We start from the raw sequence: 20,167 nt of genomic DNA, 5'->3' as shown, positions 1-20,167 counted from the left end.
CGATCTAGGGTTTCGACATGGCACGACCTCGGCGCATCGTTCTCGTCCGGCACGGCGAGTCGGAGGGCAATGCCGACGACACGGTGTACGAGCGCGAGCCCGACCATGCCCTGATGATGACCGGCCGGGGCTGGGAGCAGGCCGAGGAGACGGGGGAGCGGCTGCGCGAGCTGTTCGGCGAGGAGCGCGTGAGCGTCTACGTGTCGCCGTACCGGCGGACGCTGGAGACGTTCGACGCGTTCGGGCTCGACCCCGAGCGGGTCCGGGTGCGCGAGGAGCCGCGGCTGCGGGAACAGGACTGGGGGAACTGGCAGGACAGGGACGACGTCAAGCTGCAGAAGGCCTACCGCGATGCGTACGGGCACTTCTTCTACCGCTTCGCACAGGGCGAGTCCGGGGCCGATGTGTACGACCGCGTGGGTGCCTTCCTGGAGAGCCTGTACCGCAGCTTCGAGGACCCGGAGCACCCGCCGAACGTGCTGCTCGTGACGCACGGGCTGACCATGCGGCTGTTCTGCATGCGCTGGTTCCACTGGTCGGTCGCGGAGTTCGAGGCGCTGTCCAACCCGGGCAACGCGGAGATGCGGATCCTGGTGCTGGGGGAGGACGGGCGGTACGCGCTGGACCGGCCCTTCGACCGGTGGCGCGAGCCCGAGACGTACGAGCGGGGGCGGCGCGTATGAAGGGCGCGACGACGCGTGTGCGGGACACAGTGATCCGTATGCGGCACTCGGTCAGGGGCACGGACACTGGGGTGTCGGGAATTTATTCGAGGCGTATGCCCGGATTCGTTAAAGTGAGGCCGCGATGATCGCTGAATCCTCCTCCCCTGCCTCGGAATCCACCGACCCCCGCCTGCGCCGCGCACTGCTCAGCCTGCGCGGCCTCACCGTGGGCGATGCCCTCGGCTCGCAGTACTTCGTCCCCGACAACTACCCGCTGCTCCAGCGCCGCGAGGTCCCCGCAGGGCCCTGGCAGTGGACCGACGACACCGAGATGGCCTGCTCTGTCGTGTCCGTCCTCGTCCAGTACGAGCGCATCGACCAGGATGCGCTGGCCCGGTCCTTCGCCCACCACCACGACTTCGACCGCGGCTACGGGCCCGCCGTGAACCGGATGCTGCGCCTGATCCGCGAGGGCGGCGACTGGCGTGAGCTCGCCGCCGGCCTCTTCAACGGACAGGGCTCCTGGGGCAATGGCGCCGCGATGCGGATCGCGCCGCTCGGCGCCTGGTACGCGGACGACCCCGAGCAGGCCACGCACCAGGCCGAGATCTCCGCGTACACCACGCATCAGCACCGCGAGGCGGTCGTCGGGGCGATGGCGGTGGCCGCCGCCGCGGCGCTCGTGGCCGGCGCCAAGGGGCCGCTGACCGGGCATGACCTGCTCGACGGAGTGATCGCGCTGGTGCCGCGCAGCGCCGTCGGCGCGGGGCTGCGGCGGGCCCGGGACATGCTCGACTACGACGACGCGAGCACCGTGGCCGCCGTGCTCGGCAATGGGCGGCGCACGTCCGCGCATGACACGGTGCCGTTCGCGCTGTGGTCGGCGGCGCGCGGGCTCGGTGACTACGCGTCGATGTTCTGGACGACCGCGCAGGCCGGCGGCGATGTCGACACCACGTGCGCGATCGCCGGCGGGGTCGTCGCCGCCGCGGAGCCGGGCGCACCGCCCGCGGAGTGGGCGGCGCATACGGAGGCGGCGCCGGGCTGGGTGCTGTCGGGCTGAGCGCTGTCCCCCTGAGTGGGGTGGCTGTGGCGTAAGTGACGAGTGAGGCGAACCGCCTCAAACTGGCTTGTGGAGCAGGGCCGTTGGCGCTCCGGGAAACCTCCCGACTGTCACGGTCCTGCCACAGAGCCTCCGTTGAGCCCACCGAGCCCCCTCCGCTGTGCTGCGCTGGGGCTACTCTGACGGCCCACACCGCCCGATGATCTTCGCCGTTCCCGGCGGATCCCCGAGCTCACGGCGCTCGACGCCCATGGCGTACGAGACCCGTGGCGCTCGACGGGCGGGTGCCGACGAGACACCGGCGCGGGCCCTCGGTCACTTCCAGGTCCCGGTGCACGCCGGTCGGGAGGGGGTCCCGTGTCCGATTCACCAGCCACACCGTCCACACCCGAGGTGCCTGAGCCGACTGAGGCCCAGGGAGGGGGTGTTGAGGGAACCAAGGGCGCCCAGGCGGTTCCGGAGCCCGCGGCCGACGCCGCGCCGGCACCCGCGCCCGGGCCCGAGCCCGAACCGCAGGACGCCGTCCCGCCCCCACGCGCCGGCGCCGCGACCCGTACCGCCACCCCGGCGCGTACGGCCACACCTCCCCGTACCGCCTCCGCCAACCCCCGCGCCGGTTGGGAGCCTCCCGCCGCCACCCCGTCGGTCTTCGACGGCATCACCGCGCAGGAAGCCGCGCCCGTCCGCACCGCCACCCTCGTCGCCGCGCTCGCCGCCGGTGTCCTGAGCGCGCTGCTGCTCGCGGACGGGGTCGGCGCGAACCTGCTGATCGTCGCCGTACCGCTCGCGCTCGCCGCGTACTTTGCCGCCCAGGCTGCCGGACGCGTACCCCGAGGCTGGACGCTGGTGTGGGCGGCCGGCGGCCTCGCGCTGCTCGCCGTCCCGGCGCTGCGCGACGCCGACTGGCCGTCGTTCCTCGCCGCGGCCGCCGCCTTCGGCCTCGGCTCGCTCGCGCTGCACGGCGCGCGCCGCTGGCCCGGGGTGCTGCTCAACCCGCTGGGCCTCGTGGGCGCCGTCGGCCCGGGCGCCGTCTGGGCCTGGCGGGGCGTGCGGGCGCGTGCCGGGGGCTCGCACGGCTCCCTGGCCCCCATCCTGCGCGCGGTCGTCGTGGCGATCGTGCTGCTGCTCGTGTTCGGCGGGCTGTTCGCGGCCGCGGACTCGACCTTCGCCGATCTGCTCACCGGACTCTTCCCGGACACCGACGTGGCCGACGGGCCCTTCCGGTTCCTGCTGTTCCTGCTCGGTGTGCTCGGCGCCGTCGCTGCCGCCTACACCGCCGCCGCCCCACTGCGCTGGGACCGCATCGAGGTCACGCCGGGCCGCGCCCGCGGGCGGGTCGAATGGGCCCTGCCCCTTGTGGTCCTCAACCTGCTCTTCGCCGTCTTCAACATCATCCAGCTGACCGTCCTGTTCGGCGGCTACGAGGCCGCGCTCCAGGACGGACTCACCTACTCCGAATACGCCCGGCAGGGCTTCTGGCAGCTCCTCTTCGCCACCGTTCTCACCCTCGGCGTGATCGCACTCGCCTCTCGCTGGGCGCCCCGCGACGGACAGCGCGACCGCGCCCTGGTCCGCGGAGTCCTCGGCACGCTGTGCGTGCTGACCCTGATCGTCGTCGCGTCCGCGCTGCGCCGGATGCAGATGTACGTCGACGCGTACGGCCTCACACGGCTCAGGATCTCGGTCACCGCCATGGAGCTGTGGCTCGGTGTGGTGATCGTGCTGATCATGGTCGCGGGCGTGTGGGGCGGCGCGCGCCGGCTGCCGCGCGCCGTCGTGGCGAGTGCGGCGGGCGGGGTCCTCGCGTTCGGGCTGATCTCGCCGGACGGCCTGATCGCCGAGGAGAACGTCCAGCGGTACACGGACACCAGGAAGCTCGACCTCGACTATGTGTCGGGGCTCTCCGCCGACGCCGTACCCGCCCTCGACCGGCTCCCGGAACCCGTACGCTCCTGCGCCCTGCAGCCGCTGGCGGACGCGCTCGGCGAGGACAACACGCCTTGGTACGCGATGAGTTACGGGGAGGCGCAGGCCAGGTCGATCCTGGAGAAGCGCCCGCCGGCCGCGGGTGTCGACTGCTCGGCCGTCGACGTGATCGACACGGGCACGGACCGCGGGGACTACTGAGCGGCGGCATGACGAGGCCGGGGCACCCTTCACGGAGAAGGGTGCCCCGGCCTCGTACGAGATGCCGTCCTTGTGGTGCGGCGACCGTCAGTGCGCCACCGGTGTGGACGTGCCGGCCAGCGCATCCAGGTCGCTCTTGCGGACCTTGATCACCACGATGGCGGTGATCAGCGCGAGGACCGCCATGGCGACCGCCGGGATGAAGCCGGTGGAGATGCCCTCGGAGAGGATCTCGCGGGCCCACGGCGAGTCCTTCGGCAGCTCACCGGTCTTGGCGAACGCGGCCTTCTGCTCCGGGGTGGCGTTGGCCATGAAGTCGGCCATCTGGGTCTTGGCCTCGTTGCGGCTCGCGGTGCCGAACACCGTGGTGAGGATGGCGAGGCCGAGTGAACCGCCCACCTGCTGCGTCGCGTTGAGCAGGCCGGAGGCCGCGCCCGCCTCGTGCTGGGCGACGCCGGAGACGGCGGTGAGCGTCAGCGTCACGAAGTTGAGCCCCATACCGAAGCCGAAGAGCAGCATCGGGCCGAGGATGCCGCCGAGGTAGGTGGTCTCCGGGTCGATCAGCGTCAGCCAGCCGAGGCCCACGATGACGAAGGACGCACCCACGACCATGAAGGGCTTCGGGCCGAGCCGGGGCAGCAGGTTCTGCGAGAGTCCGGCGCCGAACACGATGGCCACTGTCACCGGCAGGAACTTCAGACCGGCCTCGATGGGAGTGTCCCCCAGCACGTTCTGCACGAAGAGGACGATGTAGAAGAACATGCCGAACATCGCCGCCGCGAGGCTGAGCATGATCACATACGTGCCCGAGCGGTTGCGGTCGCGGAACATCTTCAGCGGGGTGATCGGGTCCTTCGCCTTGGTCTCGATGAAGACGAAGAGCGCGAGCAGCACGACGGCGGCGACGAAGGAGGCCACCGTCAGGCCGTCCTTCCAGCCTTCGCCCGCGGCGCGGATGAAGCCGTAGACCAGCGCGGCCATACCGAGGGTCGAGGTGATCGCGCCCGCGATGTCGAAGCGGCCCGGGTGGCGCTCGGACTCCCGGATGTACTTCGGGGTGAGCACCGCGATCATGACGCCGATCGGCACGTTGACGAAGAGCACCCAGCGCCAGTCGAGCCACTCGGTGAGCATGCCGCCCGCGAGCAGACCGACCGCGCCGCCGCCCGCGGAGACGGCGGCGAACACGCCGAAGGCCCGGTTGCGCTCCGGGCCCTCCGGGAACGTGCTGGTGATCAGGGCGAGGGAGGTCGGCGAGGCGATGGCGCCGCCGACACCCTGCAGGGCGCGGGCCGCGAGCAACTGCCAGGGCTCCTGGGCGAAACCGCCGAGCAGCGAGGCGGCCGTGAACAGCAGGATGCCGAACATGAACACCCGGCGCCGGCCGAGGATGTCGCCCGCGCGTCCGCCGAGCAGCAGCAGTCCGCCGAAGGTGAGGGTGTAGGCGGAGACCACCCAGGTGAGGTCGGTGGTGGAGAAGTTGAGTGCGTCCTGGATGTGCGGCAGAGCGATGTTCACGATGGTGGCGTCGAGGACGACCATCAACTGACAGGCCGCGATGATGAACAGGGCGATGCCCGCATGCGGCGATTTCGCGGTGGGTGCGCCAGGGCCCGGAACCGGGTCTGTGACGCGAGTGTCCTCATGTGCCTGTGCCACGGTTGCTCCCCTGACGACTTAGTGAACGGCAGCGTTCACTAGAACGACCCTAGCGAGCGATTCTTCTTGAACACAAGGAAAATCTTGGGGTGTTGAGGCAAAGCGAAGGTAATGCGAGACGTTCATATGCGTAAGTGCGCGCATACAGAACGTCATGCCTTCAGGTCAGAGGCGTCGCTCAAGCGGTTTACGCCCGCGGGCAGGCGAGTACGGCGAGTATCCGGCGGTGGCCCTCCGTGTCCGCGGGCAGACCCGGCTTAGTGAAGATCGGCGCGGCCCCGCGCGAATATTGACGTTCGGCCCATCGCGAGCCGCCCGCGCGCCTGCAATGCTGGAGGGACCCCACGTAGGACCGGAGGGGGAGATTCCCCCGCGGCGCGGCCCCACCGCACCGCCTCCGCTTCCGGAACGCGCGACCGGTCTCAACGGAGAGATACACATGGCTACTTCGCGCTGGACGGCCGCTCCCGCCCAGGCCTCCGTCCCCGCAGCGGCATCCGCGGCCGCTGCTCCGTCCGTCACGGCGTCGGTTCCGGTTCAGGCGGCCGCGCCCCGCAGGCGCGGCGCCGTCCTGGAGCGCGCCATCCTCGATGCCGCGCTCGAGCAGCTCAGCAAAGTCGGCTGGAACGGGCTGACGATGGAGGGCGTCGCCGCCCGCGCCCAGACCGGCAAGGCGGCGGTCTACCGGCGCTGGCCCTCGAAGGAGGACCTGGTCGCCGACGCCCTGGAGGCCGGCATGCCCCCCTTGTCCCGCACGCCGGACACGGGCAGCGTCCGCGAGGACCTCCTCACGCTGTGTCTGACCATGCGCGAGGCGATGTACTCACGCCCCGGGTTCGCGCTCCGCGCGGTCCTTCACGAATGCGACGGGAGCGTCGCCGAGCGCTTCCAGTCGGTGATCTTCGGGCGTGTGGTGCGGCCCGCCATCGATGCCATACGGGAAGTCCTCAGCCAAGGCGTACGCCGAGGAGAGGTGCGTGGCGGGGCGGTGAACGACCACGTCTGCGAGGTTATTCCGGCGATGATGATGTACCGCGCCAAGGTGTACGGAAGCGAATGGCAGCCCGCCGAGGTGGCCCGTCTGATCGACGATCTGATGGTTCCGCTGGTGCGTCGCGAGGCATGACGGGAGAGCGCGGAGGCGGGGGACGGGGGCGGGGCTGTCGTCCCGGTCCCGCGCAGGCGTACGCTGACAGCGTCATGCCGTACGAAGCACCCACCCACACCGTAGAGCGGTCGATCCGGGCCAGAACCGGCGCGAAGATCGTCGCCGGTATCGATGAGGTCGGACGCGGTGCCTGGGCGGGTCCCGTCACGGTCTGCGCAGCGATCACCGGACTCCGCCGCCCGCCCGAAGGGCTCACCGACTCCAAGCTCCTCACCGTCAAGCGCCGCGGCGAACTCGCGGCCGAGCTCAGCGGCTGGGTCACCGCCCACGCGCTGGGCCACTCCTCACCGCAGGAGATCGACGACCTGGGGATGACGGCCGCGCTGCGGCTGGCCGCCATACGCGCGCTGGAAGCGCTGCCCGTACGGCCCGACGCGGTGATCCTCGACGGCAAGCACGACTACCTGGGCGCGCCCTGGCAGGTGCGCACGGTCATCAAGGGCGACCAGTCCTGTGTGGCCGTGGCCGCCGCGTCCGTACTCGCCAAGGTGAAGCGCGACGCGATGATGGCCGAACTGGGCGCGGCCTGCGCCGACTTCGCTTTCGAGGCCAACGCGGGCTATCCGTCACCGGTGCACAAGGCGGCCCTCGCGGAGCAGGGGCCGACCGAGCACCACCGGCTGTCGTGGTCCTACCTCGACGCGCTGCCGAAGTGGCGGCACCTGAAGAAGCAGCGGGTTCCCGTGCTCGGCGGACCCGTCACGGAAATTGAGGGGCAACTCGGCTTCGATTTCTGACACCATGCCGCACGCCGCTCCGTCCACCCGTCCGTGGACCGATGGTCGCACTCATGTGCCACCCGCCGTTACGGTTCGTACCGGCGTTTGATAGACATCCAGTCATGCCTCTCCCTCCCGAGGAGCCTCAGATTCACGAGAGTGTCCAGGGTCCCCGCGCCGCATCGGCCGCCGGCCGCACCGCGCCGACCCCCCGTCCCGTACCCGGTCCGCGTTCCGCGGCCGCCCCGCGTCCCGGCCCCGGCCGTCCAGGCCCCGGCCCGGCCCGGCCCGCGCCGCCCGTGCAGCGCACCCCGCGCGACGCGGCCAAGCCGACGCCCGCCCCGGCCAAGCCGACGCCCGCCCCGGCCAAGCCCGCGGCTGCCCCGGCCGCCGATGCCTCGGCACCCCAGATCCAGCTGATCCCCGCCTCCGTCGAGGGTGCGCTCGACGCGGCCGAGGAAGCGGTGGACCTGCTGCTCGACTCGGGCCGCGCGCCCGGCGACGTCCTGGTGCTCACCACCGGCGAGCAGCACCCGTGGGCCGCCCACGAGTTGAGCTTCGGCGACACCGCCTACTGGGCGCAGCACGATGCGGGGGACGACGTGTTCTACGCCGCGTCCGCCCACGCGTCCCGTGCGGCCACCCGCCCCGTGGTGGTCGTCGCGCTCAACGGCGGCACCGACGAGCAGGCCGCGGCCACGCTCCCGGTGGCGCTGGGCCGCGCGAGCGCGCTCCTGATCGTCTGCGGCGACCCGGAGCGGATCAACTCGGCGCTGGGCGCCGGAGTCTGAGGACCGCTTCCCGTACGAGGCGCGTGGGGCCCATCCCGGAGGGTGGTCCCCGGACGCCTCGTGTCCGGGGTGCGGCCTTGGTGCCCCGCGTACGCGTGGTGCGGAGTGCTGGGCGCGGCGCGCCGGGCGCGGTCAGAGTGACGCGGCCCGGCGCAGAAGTCCCGTATCGCCATGGCCATGCGCGGTGTACGCGGTCTCGGCGCCGTTGATGCCGTGACCACCGCGTACGTCGCGTATGTCGCGGCCGGCGGAGGTCTCCTGCGTGTCCGCCGTGCCGTTGACCGCGCTGCTCACCTGGTGGCTGTTCACCGGATTGGCCCGGCCCGCGTTCGGCTGCCGTCCGCCGCGGCCTTCGCCGAGCACCTGCCAGCCGCCGCCGGTCAGCGTGATGTACGCGCCGCAGCGCAGCCCGTGCAGTGTGCACGCGTCGCGCAGCCCCCACATCCAGGCGCCGTCCTCCTCGGTCCACCCCTCGCCGCCGTCCCGGCAGTAGAGGAGCACTGCGGTGCGCACCGGTGTGCGGCGCCGCAGGTCGTGCGGGATCACCCGGCGCAACTGGGCGAGCAGCGCGTTGCGGAACACCCAGCCGTCCACCGGCGTGGAGCGGCGCGCGAACGAGGCGCTCGCTCTCAGCCGTTCCTCCTGGTCGAGCACGGCGACCACAGCCGTCTCGCGTGCGGGTCGGTGCCGTTCGTACAAGCCTCGAACGACGTCGCGCGGATCGCGCAGCAGCGGGATGCCCGCGGCGGACCACTCGGCAGGTTCGAGCAGTCGCCCCAAGGGGCTTGACGCGTCGGCGGGCGGTGACACAGACGCGAGTCTCGTCGGATCGGTGGACGGAGCGAATCCGAAGGTCACGGTCCTCCCTTCGGCTACGCGCCCGACGAAGCGGGCGAAGTCGGACGTGCGGGAGCGCACCGCGGCACAGCACTGCCGGAAAGAAGTGAGCCATGCGGGAGCGCTCCAATTCTCGCCGCCTCATCGGCCCCTAGGCAACGAGCAATTGACGATGCTGACCGAAATCGGTGTGTCCGCCGCCAATATCCCTTCCCCATCCCTTCCCGGGGCGGCGCCCCACGACGCGTGCGGACGCCGTCGGCGCCTGCTTACCGCAGGTAAACCCGATCGAGTCCTGATGGAGTGGCCGATTGTCGGTGCCGTCCGGTTGCATGGGGGGATGCACCGAGCAGACGAACCCGACGGAGCCACGGCTTCCACATCCCAGGAATCCACCGATCTGCGCGCCGAGGCCGATGCGGTCCTCGCCGAGCTGGTCGGCGACCCGGGCGGAACCGCGCGCCTGCGCGAGGACCAGTGGGCGGCGGTCGCGGCGCTGGTCAGAGACCGGCGCAGGGCTCTCGTGGTGCAGCGCACCGGCTGGGGCAAATCGGCGGTCTACTTCGTGGCGACCGCGCTCCTGCGCCGCCGCGGCGCGGGCCCCACGGTGATCATCTCGCCGCTGCTCGCCCTCATGCGCAACCAAGTGGAGGCCGCGGCCCGGGCCGGCATCCGCGCCCACACGATCAACTCCGCGAACCCGGAGGAGTGGGAGGCCATCTACGGCGAGGTGGAGCGCGGCGAGACCGACGTCCTCCTGGTCAGTCCCGAGCGGCTCAATTCCGTGGACTTCCGCGAGCAGGTCCTGCCCCGCCTCGCCGCCACCACCGGCCTCCTCGTGGTCGACGAGGCGCACTGCATCTCCGACTGGGGCCACGACTTCCGCCCCGACTACCGCCGCCTGCGCGCGATGCTGACCGAGCTGCCCGCGGGAGTCCCGGTCCTGGCCACCACGGCGACGGCGAACGCACGGGTGACCGCCGACGTCGCCGACCAGCTGGGCACCGGCGGCGGCGAGGCGCTCGTGCTGCGCGGCCCGCTCGACCGCGAGAGCCTGCGCCTGGGCGTCGTCCGACTGCCGGATGCCGCACACCGGTTGGCCTGGCTCGCCGAACACCTCGACCAACTCCAGGGCTCCGGGATCGTCTACGCGCTGACGGTCGCCGCCGCCGAGGAAGCCACCGCATTCCTGCGCGCACGCGGCTTCGCGGTCTCCTCCTACACGGGGCGCACCGAGAACGCGGACCGGCTGCAGGCCGAGGACGACCTCATCAAGAACCGGGTGAAGGCCCTCGTGGCCACCTCGGCGCTCGGCATGGGCTTCGACAAACCGGACCTCGGTTTCGTCGTGCACCTCGGCTCGCCGTCCTCGCCCATCGCGTACTACCAGCAGGTCGGCCGCGCGGGCCGCGGTGTCGACCACGCCGACGTACTCCTCCTTCCCGGCAAGGAGGACGAGGCGATCTGGCGCTACTTCGCCGATACGGCCTTCCCGCCCGAGCAGCAGGTACGGCAGACCCTGAGCGCCCTGTCCGGCGCGGGCCGCCCCCTGTCGGTGCCCGCCCTCGAAGCCGTCGTCGACCTGCGGCGCACCCGCCTGGAGACCATGCTCAAGGTGCTCGACGTGGACGGGGCGGTGCGGCGCGTGAAGGGCGGCTGGACCGCCACGGGCGCCGACTGGATGTACGACGCGGAGCGGTACGCGTGGGTGGCGAAGCAGCGCGCCGCCGAGCAGCAGGCCATGCGGGATTACGTCACCACATCCATGTGCCGGATGGAGTTCCTGCGACGTCAGCTCGATGACGAGGGTGCGGTGGCCTGCGGGCGCTGTGACAACTGCGCCGGGCCCTGGGTGGACTCGGCCGTCTCCGGTGACGCGCTCGCGGGTGCGACGAAGGAGCTGGACCGGCCCGGTGTCGAGGTCGAGCCGCGCAAGATGTGGCCGACGGGCATGGCCGCCCTCGGCGTGGAGCTCAAGGGCCGGATTCCCGCCGGGGAACAGTGCTCCACGGGGCGCGCCCTGGGCCGGCTCTCGGACATCGGCTGGGGCAACCGGCTGCGGCCGCTGCTCGCCGAACAGGCCGCGGACGGCCCGGTTCCGGACGACGTCCTGCGTGCGGCCGTGGCGGTGCTCGCGGACTGGGCGCGCTCGCCCGGCGGTTGGGCGCCGGGCGTCGCGGACGCCGTCGACCGGCCGGTCGGCATCGTCGCCGTGCCCTCGCTGAGCAGGCCGCAGCTCGTCGGATCGCTGGCCGAAGGGATTGCGACGGTCGGACGGCTCCCGCTGCTCGGCTCGCTCACGTACGCCCGCGGCGAGAACGTCGTACGGCGGAGCAACTCCGCGCAGCGCCTCAAGGCGCTCTCGGACGCCTTCGTGGTGGGCGAGGAGCTTCAGGCGGCGCTCGACCAGGCCAAGGGGCCGGTCCTGCTCGTCGACGACTACACGGACTCGGGCTGGACGCTCGCGGTCGCGGCGCGGCTGTTGCGGCGGGCGGGGAGCGGGGGCGTGCTGCCGTTGGTGCTGGCGGCGGCGGGGTGACGGCGTTGCCTGTCGCCGGGTTTCTGTGAGGTGAGGTGTGGGCGCCGCGCATCGGTCGGTGCGTGGCGCACCTGTGAGGTGACGCGGTGCCCGAGATGGCGCGACGTCGGCAGTCGATTGACATGCCCGGAACGGGAGTTATCCACAGGCTCAACCGGAATCCGGCGATCCGGTGCACTCTCGACGCATGACGCAACGCAACGACACCACAGCAGCCGGTGACACTCCGATTCCGCCCGTCACCCTGCGCACCCCGGACGAACTGGCCGACGCACTCCCGTACTTCATGGGCTTCCACCCCTCCGACAGCCTCGTGCTCGTCGCGCTCCAAGGCGGCCGAGGACACTTCGCCGGACGGGTACGGCTCGGCATCCCCGAGGAAGCCGAGGACTGGGACTTCATCGGCCGCGAACTGCCCCGCTGCCTCGTCCAGGAGGTGGAGCGGCGGTCGGGCGGCACACCGCCCGACGGAGTCGTCGCCTATCTGTGCCGCGAACCGCGCCCGGGCGAGACCGGCCGCCAGGTGATGGAGGCCCTGCGCCCGCTGGCGGACTCCCTGCTCGCCTCCTGTCGCGACCTGGGCCTGCGAGTCCTGGAGATCCTCTGCCTGTCCGACGACCGCCACTGGTCCTATGTCTGTACGGAGAAGGGGCAGGCCTGCTGTCCACCCGAGGGGCGGCCGATGCTGCGGCCCGGCACCTCCGTGATGGCGGCGTCGGCGACCTTCGCGGGCATCCAAGTGCGCGGCACCCAGCGCGACATGGAAGCACGGCTCGCACCGCTGACCGGCCCGCGGGCGGTGAGCCAGGAGGAGGCGATCGACGACGCGGTCGCCGAGGCACTGCCCCGGCTGATGGAACCGAACGGCGAGGTGGCCTTCGCGGCGGCGACCCTGTCGACGGTCAGTACCCTCATCGCCAGGCTGCGGGAGAGCCCGCCGCTTCCCGCCGGGCAGGGCGGGGACGCACGGGACGACCGCCTGCTCGCGGATGCCGAGGTCGCCCGCGTGCTCGTGGGCCTGCAGGACGTGCGGACCCGCGATCGGGCCACACTCTGGATGGACGGCCCGCACGCCCCGGCGGCCCTCCGCCTCTGGCGCGCCCTGGCCCGGCGCTGCACCGGGGTGTACGCGCCATACGCGGCGGCGGTACGGACCCTGGCGGGCTGGGTGGCCTGGTCACTCGGCGATCTGACGGAGGCGCGGCTCGCCCTGGAACTGGCGCTGGCCGTAGACCCCGACTGCACGCTGGCCGCGGTGCTCTACGAGGCGACGGGATCCGGGTTGCGGTTGGAGCAGATGCGCGAGGCACTGCGCAGCGGGGTCGCGGAGTATCCGGCGCTGAGCCTGCCGGCGAGCGTGTGGCCGCCTGTGGATGTCGGGCGGGGGGAGCGGGATGGGGTGCAAGGGGAGTTGTTCGGGGTGCTTGAGGTGGGTGAGGAGTGCGCAGGCGGGTTGGGTGCGCCGGGTGCGCCGGGTGCGCCGGGTGTGCCGGGTGCGCCAGGCGTGCAGAGTGCGCCCGGCTCCTCGGAGGGGTCGGGTGATGGTGCGGAGGGGGTGGGGCTGCCACATGTGAGGCGGCCCGGTGCGGTGGGCGGGCGGCCTTCGGGCGGCCGTCCGTCGGGTGGGCATCCGTCGGGTGGGTCCAGGGCGCCTGGTGGTGGGCGGCCGAAGGGGCGGTCCTCGAAGTCCGTTCCCCGGCAGCGGAAGCGGTCGTTTGAGGAGGCTTCGGGATCTGGGCCAGGTTCTGGGTCCGGGTCCGGGTCCGGGTCCGAGGCATCCGGACCCGGGTCGGGCTCAGGGGAGCGCGGGATCGGAGGCGAGGAGTGAGCGGCGTCCGGGCGCTTGCGCGGGGCTGCCGTTCAGGCCGGCGGGCGTACCTGCCGGTCGCCTCGATCGTGGCTGCCCGTGACCCCGGCCACCTGCGGTCCGTTCAGGTGAGTGGCGCAAGCCGTTCGTCCTGCGGCCCGCAGTGGTCGGCGGCTCAACGGCCCCGCCGCACGGGCCGATTGCGACAGACGGCGAGGTCGGTGCGTACCGCACTCGGCGCCGTCATCACGGCGCTCCCCGAGGTGCCCGGCCAGAGAAAGCGAGGCAGGAAGCCCGCCATGCCCCCACCGTCGTCCTCCACGACACGAGCGGATCCCGCGACCGCCGCCCCTCTCCGATCGCGGCCCGCACCGCGTCCCACCGGCGGCGAAGGCGGGCCGGGTGTGCGACCGCCAAGCCAACTGCCCCCTGTCCACGCCTCGTTGATCTGTGTCGCCCTGCCGGGGCTCGCGATCTCCGCCGAACACGGCCAGCTGACCGGTCACGGCCTCGAAGGCATCTACCGCGCGGGAAGGCGGCTGCTCTCCCGCTGCCGGCTGCGCATCGCGGGCCGCGAACCCCTGGCACTGCAAGGACGGTTGCTGTCCGCGGACCGCGCGCGATTCGTCGGGGTGGTGCGGCATGTCGATCCGTCCAGCCCCGACCCGGTGGTCACGGTGGAGCGAACCCGCAGCGCCGAGGGCACCGAGCGGATCACCCTGCACAGCTCCGCCACCCGCCCGCTCCGGCTGCCCGTCGAGGTGACCCTGGCGACCGACCTCGCCGAACTGGGCGCCGTCGCCTCGGGTGCCGCGGGGCCCGAACTGCCCGCGAGCGTCTACGGCTCCGGTCTGCGCTGGAGCTCGGGAACCGCCCGTCCCGCCGTGGTCTCGGCCCACCCCGCACCGCAGGACGCCCTGGCCTCGGCCGGGCTGCTCCGCTGGGAGGTCGACCTGCCGGCTGGCGGCAGCCACACCATCGACCTGACCGTACGGCAGGACGGCACCGGACAATCCCGCCCGGCCGGGCACGGTGCGCACGCCCCACTGTCACCGGCGCGCGCCGAAGGGGATCACCCAGGGGTGCCGCAGTTCATGGCCACCTGCATCGACGACCTCCAGGCGCTGCTGCTGCGGGACCCCGCGCACCCGTCCGACCTGCACCCCGCGGCGGGCGCACCCTGGCGGTGCGGGCTCGCACCCGCCGAAGCGCTCGCCACGGCCCGGATGACCCTGCCCCTCGGCACCCGCCTCGCCGCCGGCACCCTGCGCACCCTCGCCCGTACCCAACTGGGCGGCGACGGGCCCGACGCGGGCCTGATCCCCGGGCCGCTGCGGGACGCCGGGCCGCATCTGCCGCCCAGCAGCACCGGCGTCGAGGCCACGCTGCTCTTCCCGGTGCTGCTCGCCGAGGCGCGACGCTGGGGACTGCCCGAGCCGGAGACGCGCGAGTTGCTGCCCGTCGCGGAGCGGTGTCTGCGCTGGCTGCGCACAGCCGGCGGAGGCGGCGTCTATCTCCCCGAACCCGGCCCAGGAGGACTTCTCCGCTGCGAGACCCAGGCCCACGCCCATCGCGCCGCGCTCCTCGGCGCGGACCTCCTCGACATGCACGGAAGGTCCGGCGGCGATCAATGGCGGAACTGGGCCGGTGAGTTGAGAGAGGCGTTCCGGCGCGACTTCTGGATCGACGATGTCGGCGGCGGCCGCCCCGCCGCGGCCCGTACCGCCGACGGCCGGCTCGTGCCCCATCTCGGGGGCGCCGCGGCCCACCTCCTCGACACCGGGCTGCTCGGCGGAGGATCCCTGGCGCCCGGGCTGCTCGGCCCGGTCCGTACGGAACAGCTCGCCCGGCTCCTCGGTGGCCCCGCGCTCGACTCCGGCTGGGGGCTGCGCAGCCTCGGGGCGAAGGAAGCGGGGTACAACCCGTTCGGGCACCGTGGCGGGGCGGTCCGCGGGCACGAGACAGCCGTGGCCGTCGCCGGGCTCGCGGCGGCGGGCTACGAGAAGGAGGCGTCGGCGCTGCTCGAAGGAGTGCTCGCGGCGGCCGAGCACTTCGGCGGGCGGCTGCCCGAGATGTACGCGGGCGATCAGCGTGCGGCAGGCTGCGCTCCCCTGCCGCACCCGGCGGCGTGCCGCCCCGCGGCGGTCTCCGCGGCAGCGGGCCTGCACCTGATCCTCGCCCAGGCGGGCATCCGCCCGGACGCGGCCGCCTCCACGGTCTCGCTGGCCCCGATGACGAGCGCCCCACTGGGCGAACTCAGCCTGACGGGCCTCCACCTCGCTGGCTCCCCGTTCGCCGTCCGCATCAGCAGGCTCGGCCTCGCGATGGTCGAGGAGGCGGGGGAGGGGCTGCAGTTGGGAGTGCGTACGACTGTCGGGTGACGGGCTCGCGGGCAGGCGGGCTGACGGTGACGGGCTCGCGGGCAGGTGGGCTGACGGGCTCGCGGGCAGGCGGACTGACGGGCTCGCGGGCGGCTGGCCCTCATGGATTGCCGGAGGGGCGGGCGGCTGGCGGGAGCGCCGGCCTTCGAGGCGGCCCCGCCCGCCCGCCCACCCGCCGCCCACCTTCGCCCGCATCCCTGCACAGGCCCCACCCCACCCCACCCCACCCCACCCCACAAAGCCCGCTCACCCTCACCAGAGACGACCGGAAGCAGGTGTTTATCGTCAGCCAGACGACTATGATCGCGTCATGTCGCCCTACGACCCGTCGGCCTATCCGCCCTTCGCCGTCACCGTCGACCTGGTCGTACTGACCGTGCGTCGGCACTCGCTGTGTGCGCTGACGGTGCGCCGCGGGGAGCCGCCGTTCCAGGGGCGGTGGGCGCTGCCCGGCGGATTCGTGAAGGACGACGAGGACCTCGCCGCCGCCGCGGCCCGCGAGCTCGTCGAGGAGACGGGGCTCTGCGTCCACGACCCGGCCACCCCCGCCGCCTCGGGCAACGGAGCGCATCTCGAGCAGCTCGCCACCTACGGCGACCCGCAGCGCGACCCCCGGATGCGGGTCGTCAGCGTGGCCCACCTAGCGCTCGCCCCCGACCTGCCCGCCCCGCGCGCGGGCGGCGACGCGCACAGTGCGCGCTGGGCACCCGTCGAGACCTTCCTCGATCAGGAGGGCGAGCAGGGCAGCCTCGCCTTCGACCACTCCCGCATCCTCGGGGACGGGGTGGAGCGGGCCCGTTCGAAGATCGAGTACTCGTCGCTCGCGACGGCCTTCTGCACACCCGAGTTCACCGTCGGTGAGCTGCGTCGCGTCTACGAGGCCGTGTGGGGTGTTGCGCTCGACCCGCGCAACTTCCACCGCAAGGTCACCGGCACTCCGGGCTTCCTGGTGCCCACCGGCGGCACCACCACCCGCCAGGGCGGCCGCCCCGCCCAGCTTTTCCGCGCGGGCGGCGCCACACTCCTCAACCCGCCGATGCTCCGCCCCGAAGTCTGACCCGCCGCCTCACCACCCCACCGCGCCCCGCGGGGCACGGCCACGCCAATGTACGCGTGCCCCCCGTCCAAGCGCCGGCATCCACCCCAGTAGAGCGCCGCCCGCCAATTCCTTTAACCAGCACCTGACTTGGGGCGCCCCACCCAACGCGCCCACCCTCACACCCCCACCCGCACCCGCACACGCGAGCGAGCCGGCCCGTACGCGCGACCGAAGCGCGACGGAGATCGGGGCTCAACCCTGCCCGGAAACAGGCAAATACCCCGTTATCGTGCTGAAGGTACCCAGGGCCACAACCGCCCGCCGCCCCGCGTGCGAGAGAAGCGATGATCCAGGCCACCGGACTGACCAGCACCGCCAAGAAGGGCCTGCCGCCCACGATCGACGACGTCTCCTTCGAGGCGCGCACCGGCCGCGTCACCGCACTCCTCGGCGCGGCCCCCGCCGAGACCACCGAAGTGCTCCGGCTGATGCTCCAACTCCGGCCCGGCCGCGGCGTGACGTACTTCCGCGGCCGCCCGCTCAGCCGGATCACCCATCCCGCCCGCGAGGTCGGCGTCATGCTCGGCGACGTCCCGGGCCACCCGGCCCGCACGGTCCGCGGCCAGCTGCGGATGCTGTGCGCCGCGAGCGGTGTGCCGGTCGGCCGGGCCGACGAAGTCCTCGAAGCCGTCGGCCTGGTGAGCCTGCGCGACGAACGGCTGGGCGCTCTCTCGCGCGGCATGGACCGCCGGCTCGGCCTCGCCTGCGCGCTCCTCGCCGACCCGCACACCCTGGTCCTGAACGCCCCCTCCGAAGCCCTGTCGGCCCGCGAATCCACCTGGCTCCACACGATGCTGCGCGCCCACACCGCGCAGGGCGGGACGGTCCTGTTCACCACGTCGGACCCCAAGGAGGCGGCGCGCACCGCCGATCGCGTCGTCACGCTCGAGCAGGGCTGCGTCGTAGCCGATCAGGACGTCGCCGACTTCGCCCGCACCCGTCTGCGGCCGCGTGTGGCCGTCCGCTCCCCGCACGCCGCCCGCCTCCTGGCCCTGCTCACCAAGGAGGCCCGGGTGGCCCGCCGCTCGGTGGAGATCGTCCGCGAGGAGGGCAACCGCCTCTCGGTCTACGGCAGCACCACGGCGGACATCGGCGAGACCGCGTACAAGCACGGCGTCCTGATCCACCAACTCGCGGACGAAGTCGGCGACTCGGGCCCACCCCACCCCCAGAGTCCGATCGCCACCACAACCACAACCACAACCACAACCACAACCACAACCGCCACCACAACCGCGACCGCCGCCACCACTGCGACCGCTACCCCCGACCCCGCGCAGACGCAGACCACAGACACCCCTACCCCCCGCCCCGCCGGCACCCCTCTCCACCCCCTCCCACCCCCCATCACCGTCCGCCCAGCCCGCTCCCCCCTCCGCCCCCTCCGCTACGAACTCCGCCGCGCCACGGGCATCCCCACCGGGTACCTCACCGCCGCCCTCGTGCTCGCCGTCTCCGCGGTGCTCTCCGTCGTCCTGGCGCGCACGGGGCACACCCCGCTGCCGCGCCTTCTCGCCGCCTGGCCGCAGGAGCTCCCGCTGCCGCCGGCCGCGCTGGGCGCCGGCCTCCTGGGCGCGCTCTCCTTCGGTGACGAGTTCCGGCACCCGGCACTGGCGGCCGACCGCGGAACCGTGCCGCGCCGTCTGGGTCTGCTGACCGCCAAACTCGCTGTCTGCGCGGCGACCGCCCTGCTCCTCGCGGCCGTCGTGCTGCTCTCGGACGCCGTGCTCCTGCACCTCGTATACGGCGAAGAGCTGACGAGACTGCCCTCAGACTGGCCCGCATTGACCGCGAGTTGGCTCGGTCTCGTCACCGGCTGCTCCTGGGCGGGGCTGCTGGCGGCGGGCGTCTTCCGCTCCACCGCCGCGGGCCTGGCAGCCCTCCTCGCCGTACCCGTCGTGCTCGTCCCCGTCGTGCAGAAGGCGCTGGAAGGGCCGTCGGTGCGCACCACGGCCGGTCTGGCGGGCCGCCTGCGCGATCTCGCCCTGGTGCAGTGGCCGATCGGCAGCGAGCGCTATGTCACCGCGGCGGTACGAATGTTCGCCCAACCCATCGCGTTCACCTTGGGGTTGAGCCTGATCGCGCTGCTCGCCGCGTACCTCCTGACGTCGATGCGCGCCCGCGTGCGATAAGGCGCTTCCGGCTCGAACTGCCGTGCCTCGTAGCAGAGAAGAGCGCTCGTTCGGCCTGATCGGCCTACAACACCCAGGTAATGCCGCTTTCTTTACGATAAGGCGTCAATTGCGGCAAGGAACGCGATCACCCTTTCGTGTGCTTTTCACCAAAGACCTCAAGGGGGTTGGGAGCCGCGCCGACAAAAGATCCGTGAGTACCCTTGCGCACACCATGATGACCACCGCCCGCTCCGCCGAATCAGGCCTCGCAGGACCGGGCGAACTCGACCGCTACCCCTACGCGGAGGCCCCCGGCGTGGACCGCGTGCCCGCACCGTCCTGGGAGGGACACGAGCAGGACCTCGGCCGCGTCGGACGGCGCGCCGCCGGCAGCCGCGGACGCGGCCTGCACGGCCAACTCGTCCAGCAGCTCGGCCAGATGATCGTCTCCGGCGACCTCGGCGCGGACCGCCCGCTGGTTCCCGAGGAGATCGGCCAGCGTTTCGAGGTGTCCCGGACCGTCGTCCGTGAATCCCTGCGCGTCCTTGAGGCCAAGGGCCTCGTGAGCGCCCGTCCCAATGTCGGCACGCGCGTGCGTCCGGTCAGCGACTGGAACCTGCTCGACCCGGACATCATCGAGTGGCGGGCCTTCGGACCGCAGCGCGACGACCAGCGCCGCGAGCTGACCGAGCTGCGCTGGACGATCGAGCCGCTCGCCGCCCGCCTCGCCGCGGGCCACGGCCGTGACGAGGTGCAGCAGCGCCTCGCCGACATGGTCGAGATCATGAGCCACGCGTTCGGGCAGGGGGACGCGCTGACGTTCTCGCGCGCCGACGCCGAATTCCACTCGCTCCTGATCCAGCTCGCCGGCAACCGCATGCTGGAGCACCTCTCCGGCATCGTCGGTGCCGCCCTGCAGGTGTCCGGCGGCCCGGTCACCGGCTGCGACCGTCCCGGCGAGGCCTCGCTGGGCCACCACGGCCGGATCGTCGACGCGCTCGCCGCGGGCGACGGCATCGCCGCCGAATCGGCGATGCGTCAGCTGCTCACCGCGCACCCCGAAGGCGAGCGTGTCGTGCCGGCGCCGCGCGAGCAGCGCTGACCCCCGTATCGCGGGGGCGGTCGCCGGACCCGGACCGGTTCGTACCGGGTCCGGCGGCTGGTTTGTGTGGGCCTATGTCTGCTTCTGAGCGTTATC

General features: G+C 72.7%; 14 protein-coding genes. 12 read left to right on the top strand and 2 right to left on the bottom strand.

The genetic code is table 11. From position 1 onward, the window contains the following. Positions 1-17: 17 nt before the first annotated feature. The 3 genes from ACIBI4_RS25285 to ACIBI4_RS25275 all read left to right on the top strand — a co-directional run bounded on the left by ACIBI4_RS25285 (position 18) and on the right by ACIBI4_RS25275 (position 3,855). Positions 18-683 (top strand): histidine phosphatase family protein, encoded by a 666-nt coding sequence (locus tag ACIBI4_RS25285; RefSeq protein WP_399206309.1) that lies wholly within the window; start codon positions 18-20, stop codon positions 681-683. A gap of 124 nt (positions 684-807) precedes the next feature. After that, complete coding sequence (locus ACIBI4_RS25280; RefSeq protein ID WP_399206308.1) at positions 808-1,728, top strand: ADP-ribosylglycohydrolase family protein; 921 nt, start codon at positions 808-810, stop codon at positions 1,726-1,728. Between the two features lie 357 nt (positions 1,729-2,085). After that, positions 2,086-3,855 carry a DUF4153 domain-containing protein gene (locus ACIBI4_RS25275; RefSeq protein WP_399206307.1) on the top strand — a complete coding sequence of 590 codons (1,770 nt, stop codon included), beginning with the start codon at positions 2,086-2,088 and terminating at the stop codon, positions 3,853-3,855. Between the two features lie 87 nt (positions 3,856-3,942). Here the strand turns inward: ACIBI4_RS25275 and ACIBI4_RS25270 are convergent, their stop codons facing one another. After that, positions 3,943-5,430, bottom strand: a complete 1,488-nt coding sequence (locus tag ACIBI4_RS25270) for an MFS transporter (protein ID WP_399206388.1) — start codon at positions 5,428-5,430, stop codon at positions 3,943-3,945. A 523-nt stretch (positions 5,431-5,953) separates the two neighbouring features. Here ACIBI4_RS25270 and ACIBI4_RS25265 point away from each other — a divergent pair. The 3 genes from ACIBI4_RS25265 (at position 5,954) to ACIBI4_RS25255 (ending at position 8,192) form a co-directional block, all read left to right on the top strand. Continuing rightward, positions 5,954-6,640, top strand: coding sequence for a TetR/AcrR family transcriptional regulator (locus tag ACIBI4_RS25265; RefSeq protein ID WP_399206306.1), 687 nt, complete (start codon positions 5,954-5,956; stop codon positions 6,638-6,640). Positions 6,641-6,714: 74 nt separating this feature from the next. Continuing rightward, a complete protein-coding gene (locus tag ACIBI4_RS25260) occupies positions 6,715-7,419 on the top strand; it encodes a ribonuclease HII (protein ID WP_399206305.1) in 705 nt (234 codons plus the stop codon). Between the two features lie 104 nt (positions 7,420-7,523). Then, positions 7,524-8,192, top strand: coding sequence for a hypothetical protein (locus tag ACIBI4_RS25255; RefSeq protein WP_399206304.1), 669 nt, complete (start codon positions 7,524-7,526; stop codon positions 8,190-8,192). 132 nt (positions 8,193-8,324) lie between these two features. Here the strand turns inward: ACIBI4_RS25255 and ACIBI4_RS25250 are convergent, their stop codons facing one another. After that, positions 8,325-9,050 (bottom strand): hypothetical protein, encoded by a 726-nt coding sequence (locus ACIBI4_RS25250; protein ID WP_399206303.1) that lies wholly within the window; start codon positions 9,048-9,050, stop codon positions 8,325-8,327. 319 nt (positions 9,051-9,369) lie between these two features. On the opposite strand from ACIBI4_RS25250, the gene ACIBI4_RS25245 reads away from it, so the two are divergent. From ACIBI4_RS25245 to ACIBI4_RS25220, 6 genes are all read left to right on the top strand, one after another. After that, complete coding sequence (locus ACIBI4_RS25245; protein ID WP_399206302.1) at positions 9,370-11,568, top strand: RecQ family ATP-dependent DNA helicase; 2,199 nt, start codon at positions 9,370-9,372, stop codon at positions 11,566-11,568. A 187-nt stretch (positions 11,569-11,755) separates the two neighbouring features. Further along, positions 11,756-13,396 carry a DUF4192 domain-containing protein gene (locus tag ACIBI4_RS25240; RefSeq protein WP_399206301.1) on the top strand — a complete coding sequence of 547 codons (1,641 nt, stop codon included), beginning with the start codon at positions 11,756-11,758 and terminating at the stop codon, positions 13,394-13,396. 278 nt (positions 13,397-13,674) lie between these two features. Further along, entirely contained in the window at positions 13,675-15,756 is a 2,082-nt protein-coding gene (locus tag ACIBI4_RS25235; protein ID WP_399206300.1) for a glycogen debranching N-terminal domain-containing protein, read from the top strand. Between the two features lie 310 nt (positions 15,757-16,066). Then, positions 16,067-16,813 (top strand): NUDIX domain-containing protein, encoded by a 747-nt coding sequence (locus tag ACIBI4_RS25230; RefSeq protein WP_399206299.1) that lies wholly within the window; start codon positions 16,067-16,069, stop codon positions 16,811-16,813. Positions 16,814-17,139: 326 nt separating this feature from the next. Beyond that, a complete protein-coding gene (locus tag ACIBI4_RS25225; RefSeq protein ID WP_399206298.1) occupies positions 17,140-18,987 on the top strand; it encodes an ATP-binding cassette domain-containing protein in 1,848 nt (615 codons plus the stop codon). Between the two features lie 193 nt (positions 18,988-19,180). Further along, a complete protein-coding gene (locus ACIBI4_RS25220; protein ID WP_399206297.1) occupies positions 19,181-20,071 on the top strand; it encodes a FadR/GntR family transcriptional regulator in 891 nt (296 codons plus the stop codon). The last annotated feature ends 96 nt before the right edge of the window (positions 20,072-20,167 follow it).

The organism is Streptomyces sp. NPDC050418, assembly GCF_044458745.1.
In the GTDB taxonomy this organism is placed as follows: Bacteria; Actinomycetota; Actinomycetes; order Streptomycetales; family Streptomycetaceae; genus Streptomyces.
This window is presented reverse-complemented; position numbering and strand designations above follow the sequence as displayed.

Excerpts from the sequence above, each read along its gene's own strand:
- ACIBI4_RS25265 (WP_399206306.1), top strand. The coding sequence starts at position 5,954 with ATGGCTACTTCGCGCTGGACGGCCGCTCCCGCCCAGGCCTCCGTCCCC.
- ACIBI4_RS25230 (WP_399206299.1), top strand. The coding sequence starts at position 16,067 with ATGTCGCCCTACGACCCGTCGGCCTATCCGCCCTTCGCCGTCACCGTC.
- ACIBI4_RS25255 (WP_399206304.1), top strand. The coding sequence starts at position 7,524 with ATGCCTCTCCCTCCCGAGGAGCCTCAGATTCACGAGAGTGTCCAGGGT.
- ACIBI4_RS25225 (WP_399206298.1), top strand. The coding sequence starts at position 17,140 with ATGATCCAGGCCACCGGACTGACCAGCACCGCCAAGAAGGGCCTGCCG.
- ACIBI4_RS25280 (WP_399206308.1), top strand. The coding sequence starts at position 808 with ATGATCGCTGAATCCTCCTCCCCTGCCTCGGAATCCACCGACCCCCGC.
- ACIBI4_RS25285 (WP_399206309.1), top strand. The coding sequence starts at position 18 with ATGGCACGACCTCGGCGCATCGTTCTCGTCCGGCACGGCGAGTCGGAG.
- ACIBI4_RS25245 (WP_399206302.1), top strand. The coding sequence starts at position 9,370 with ATGCACCGAGCAGACGAACCCGACGGAGCCACGGCTTCCACATCCCAG.
- ACIBI4_RS25240 (WP_399206301.1), top strand. The coding sequence starts at position 11,756 with ATGACGCAACGCAACGACACCACAGCAGCCGGTGACACTCCGATTCCG.
- ACIBI4_RS25235 (WP_399206300.1), top strand. The coding sequence starts at position 13,675 with ATGCCCCCACCGTCGTCCTCCACGACACGAGCGGATCCCGCGACCGCC.
- ACIBI4_RS25260 (WP_399206305.1), top strand. The coding sequence starts at position 6,715 with ATGCCGTACGAAGCACCCACCCACACCGTAGAGCGGTCGATCCGGGCC.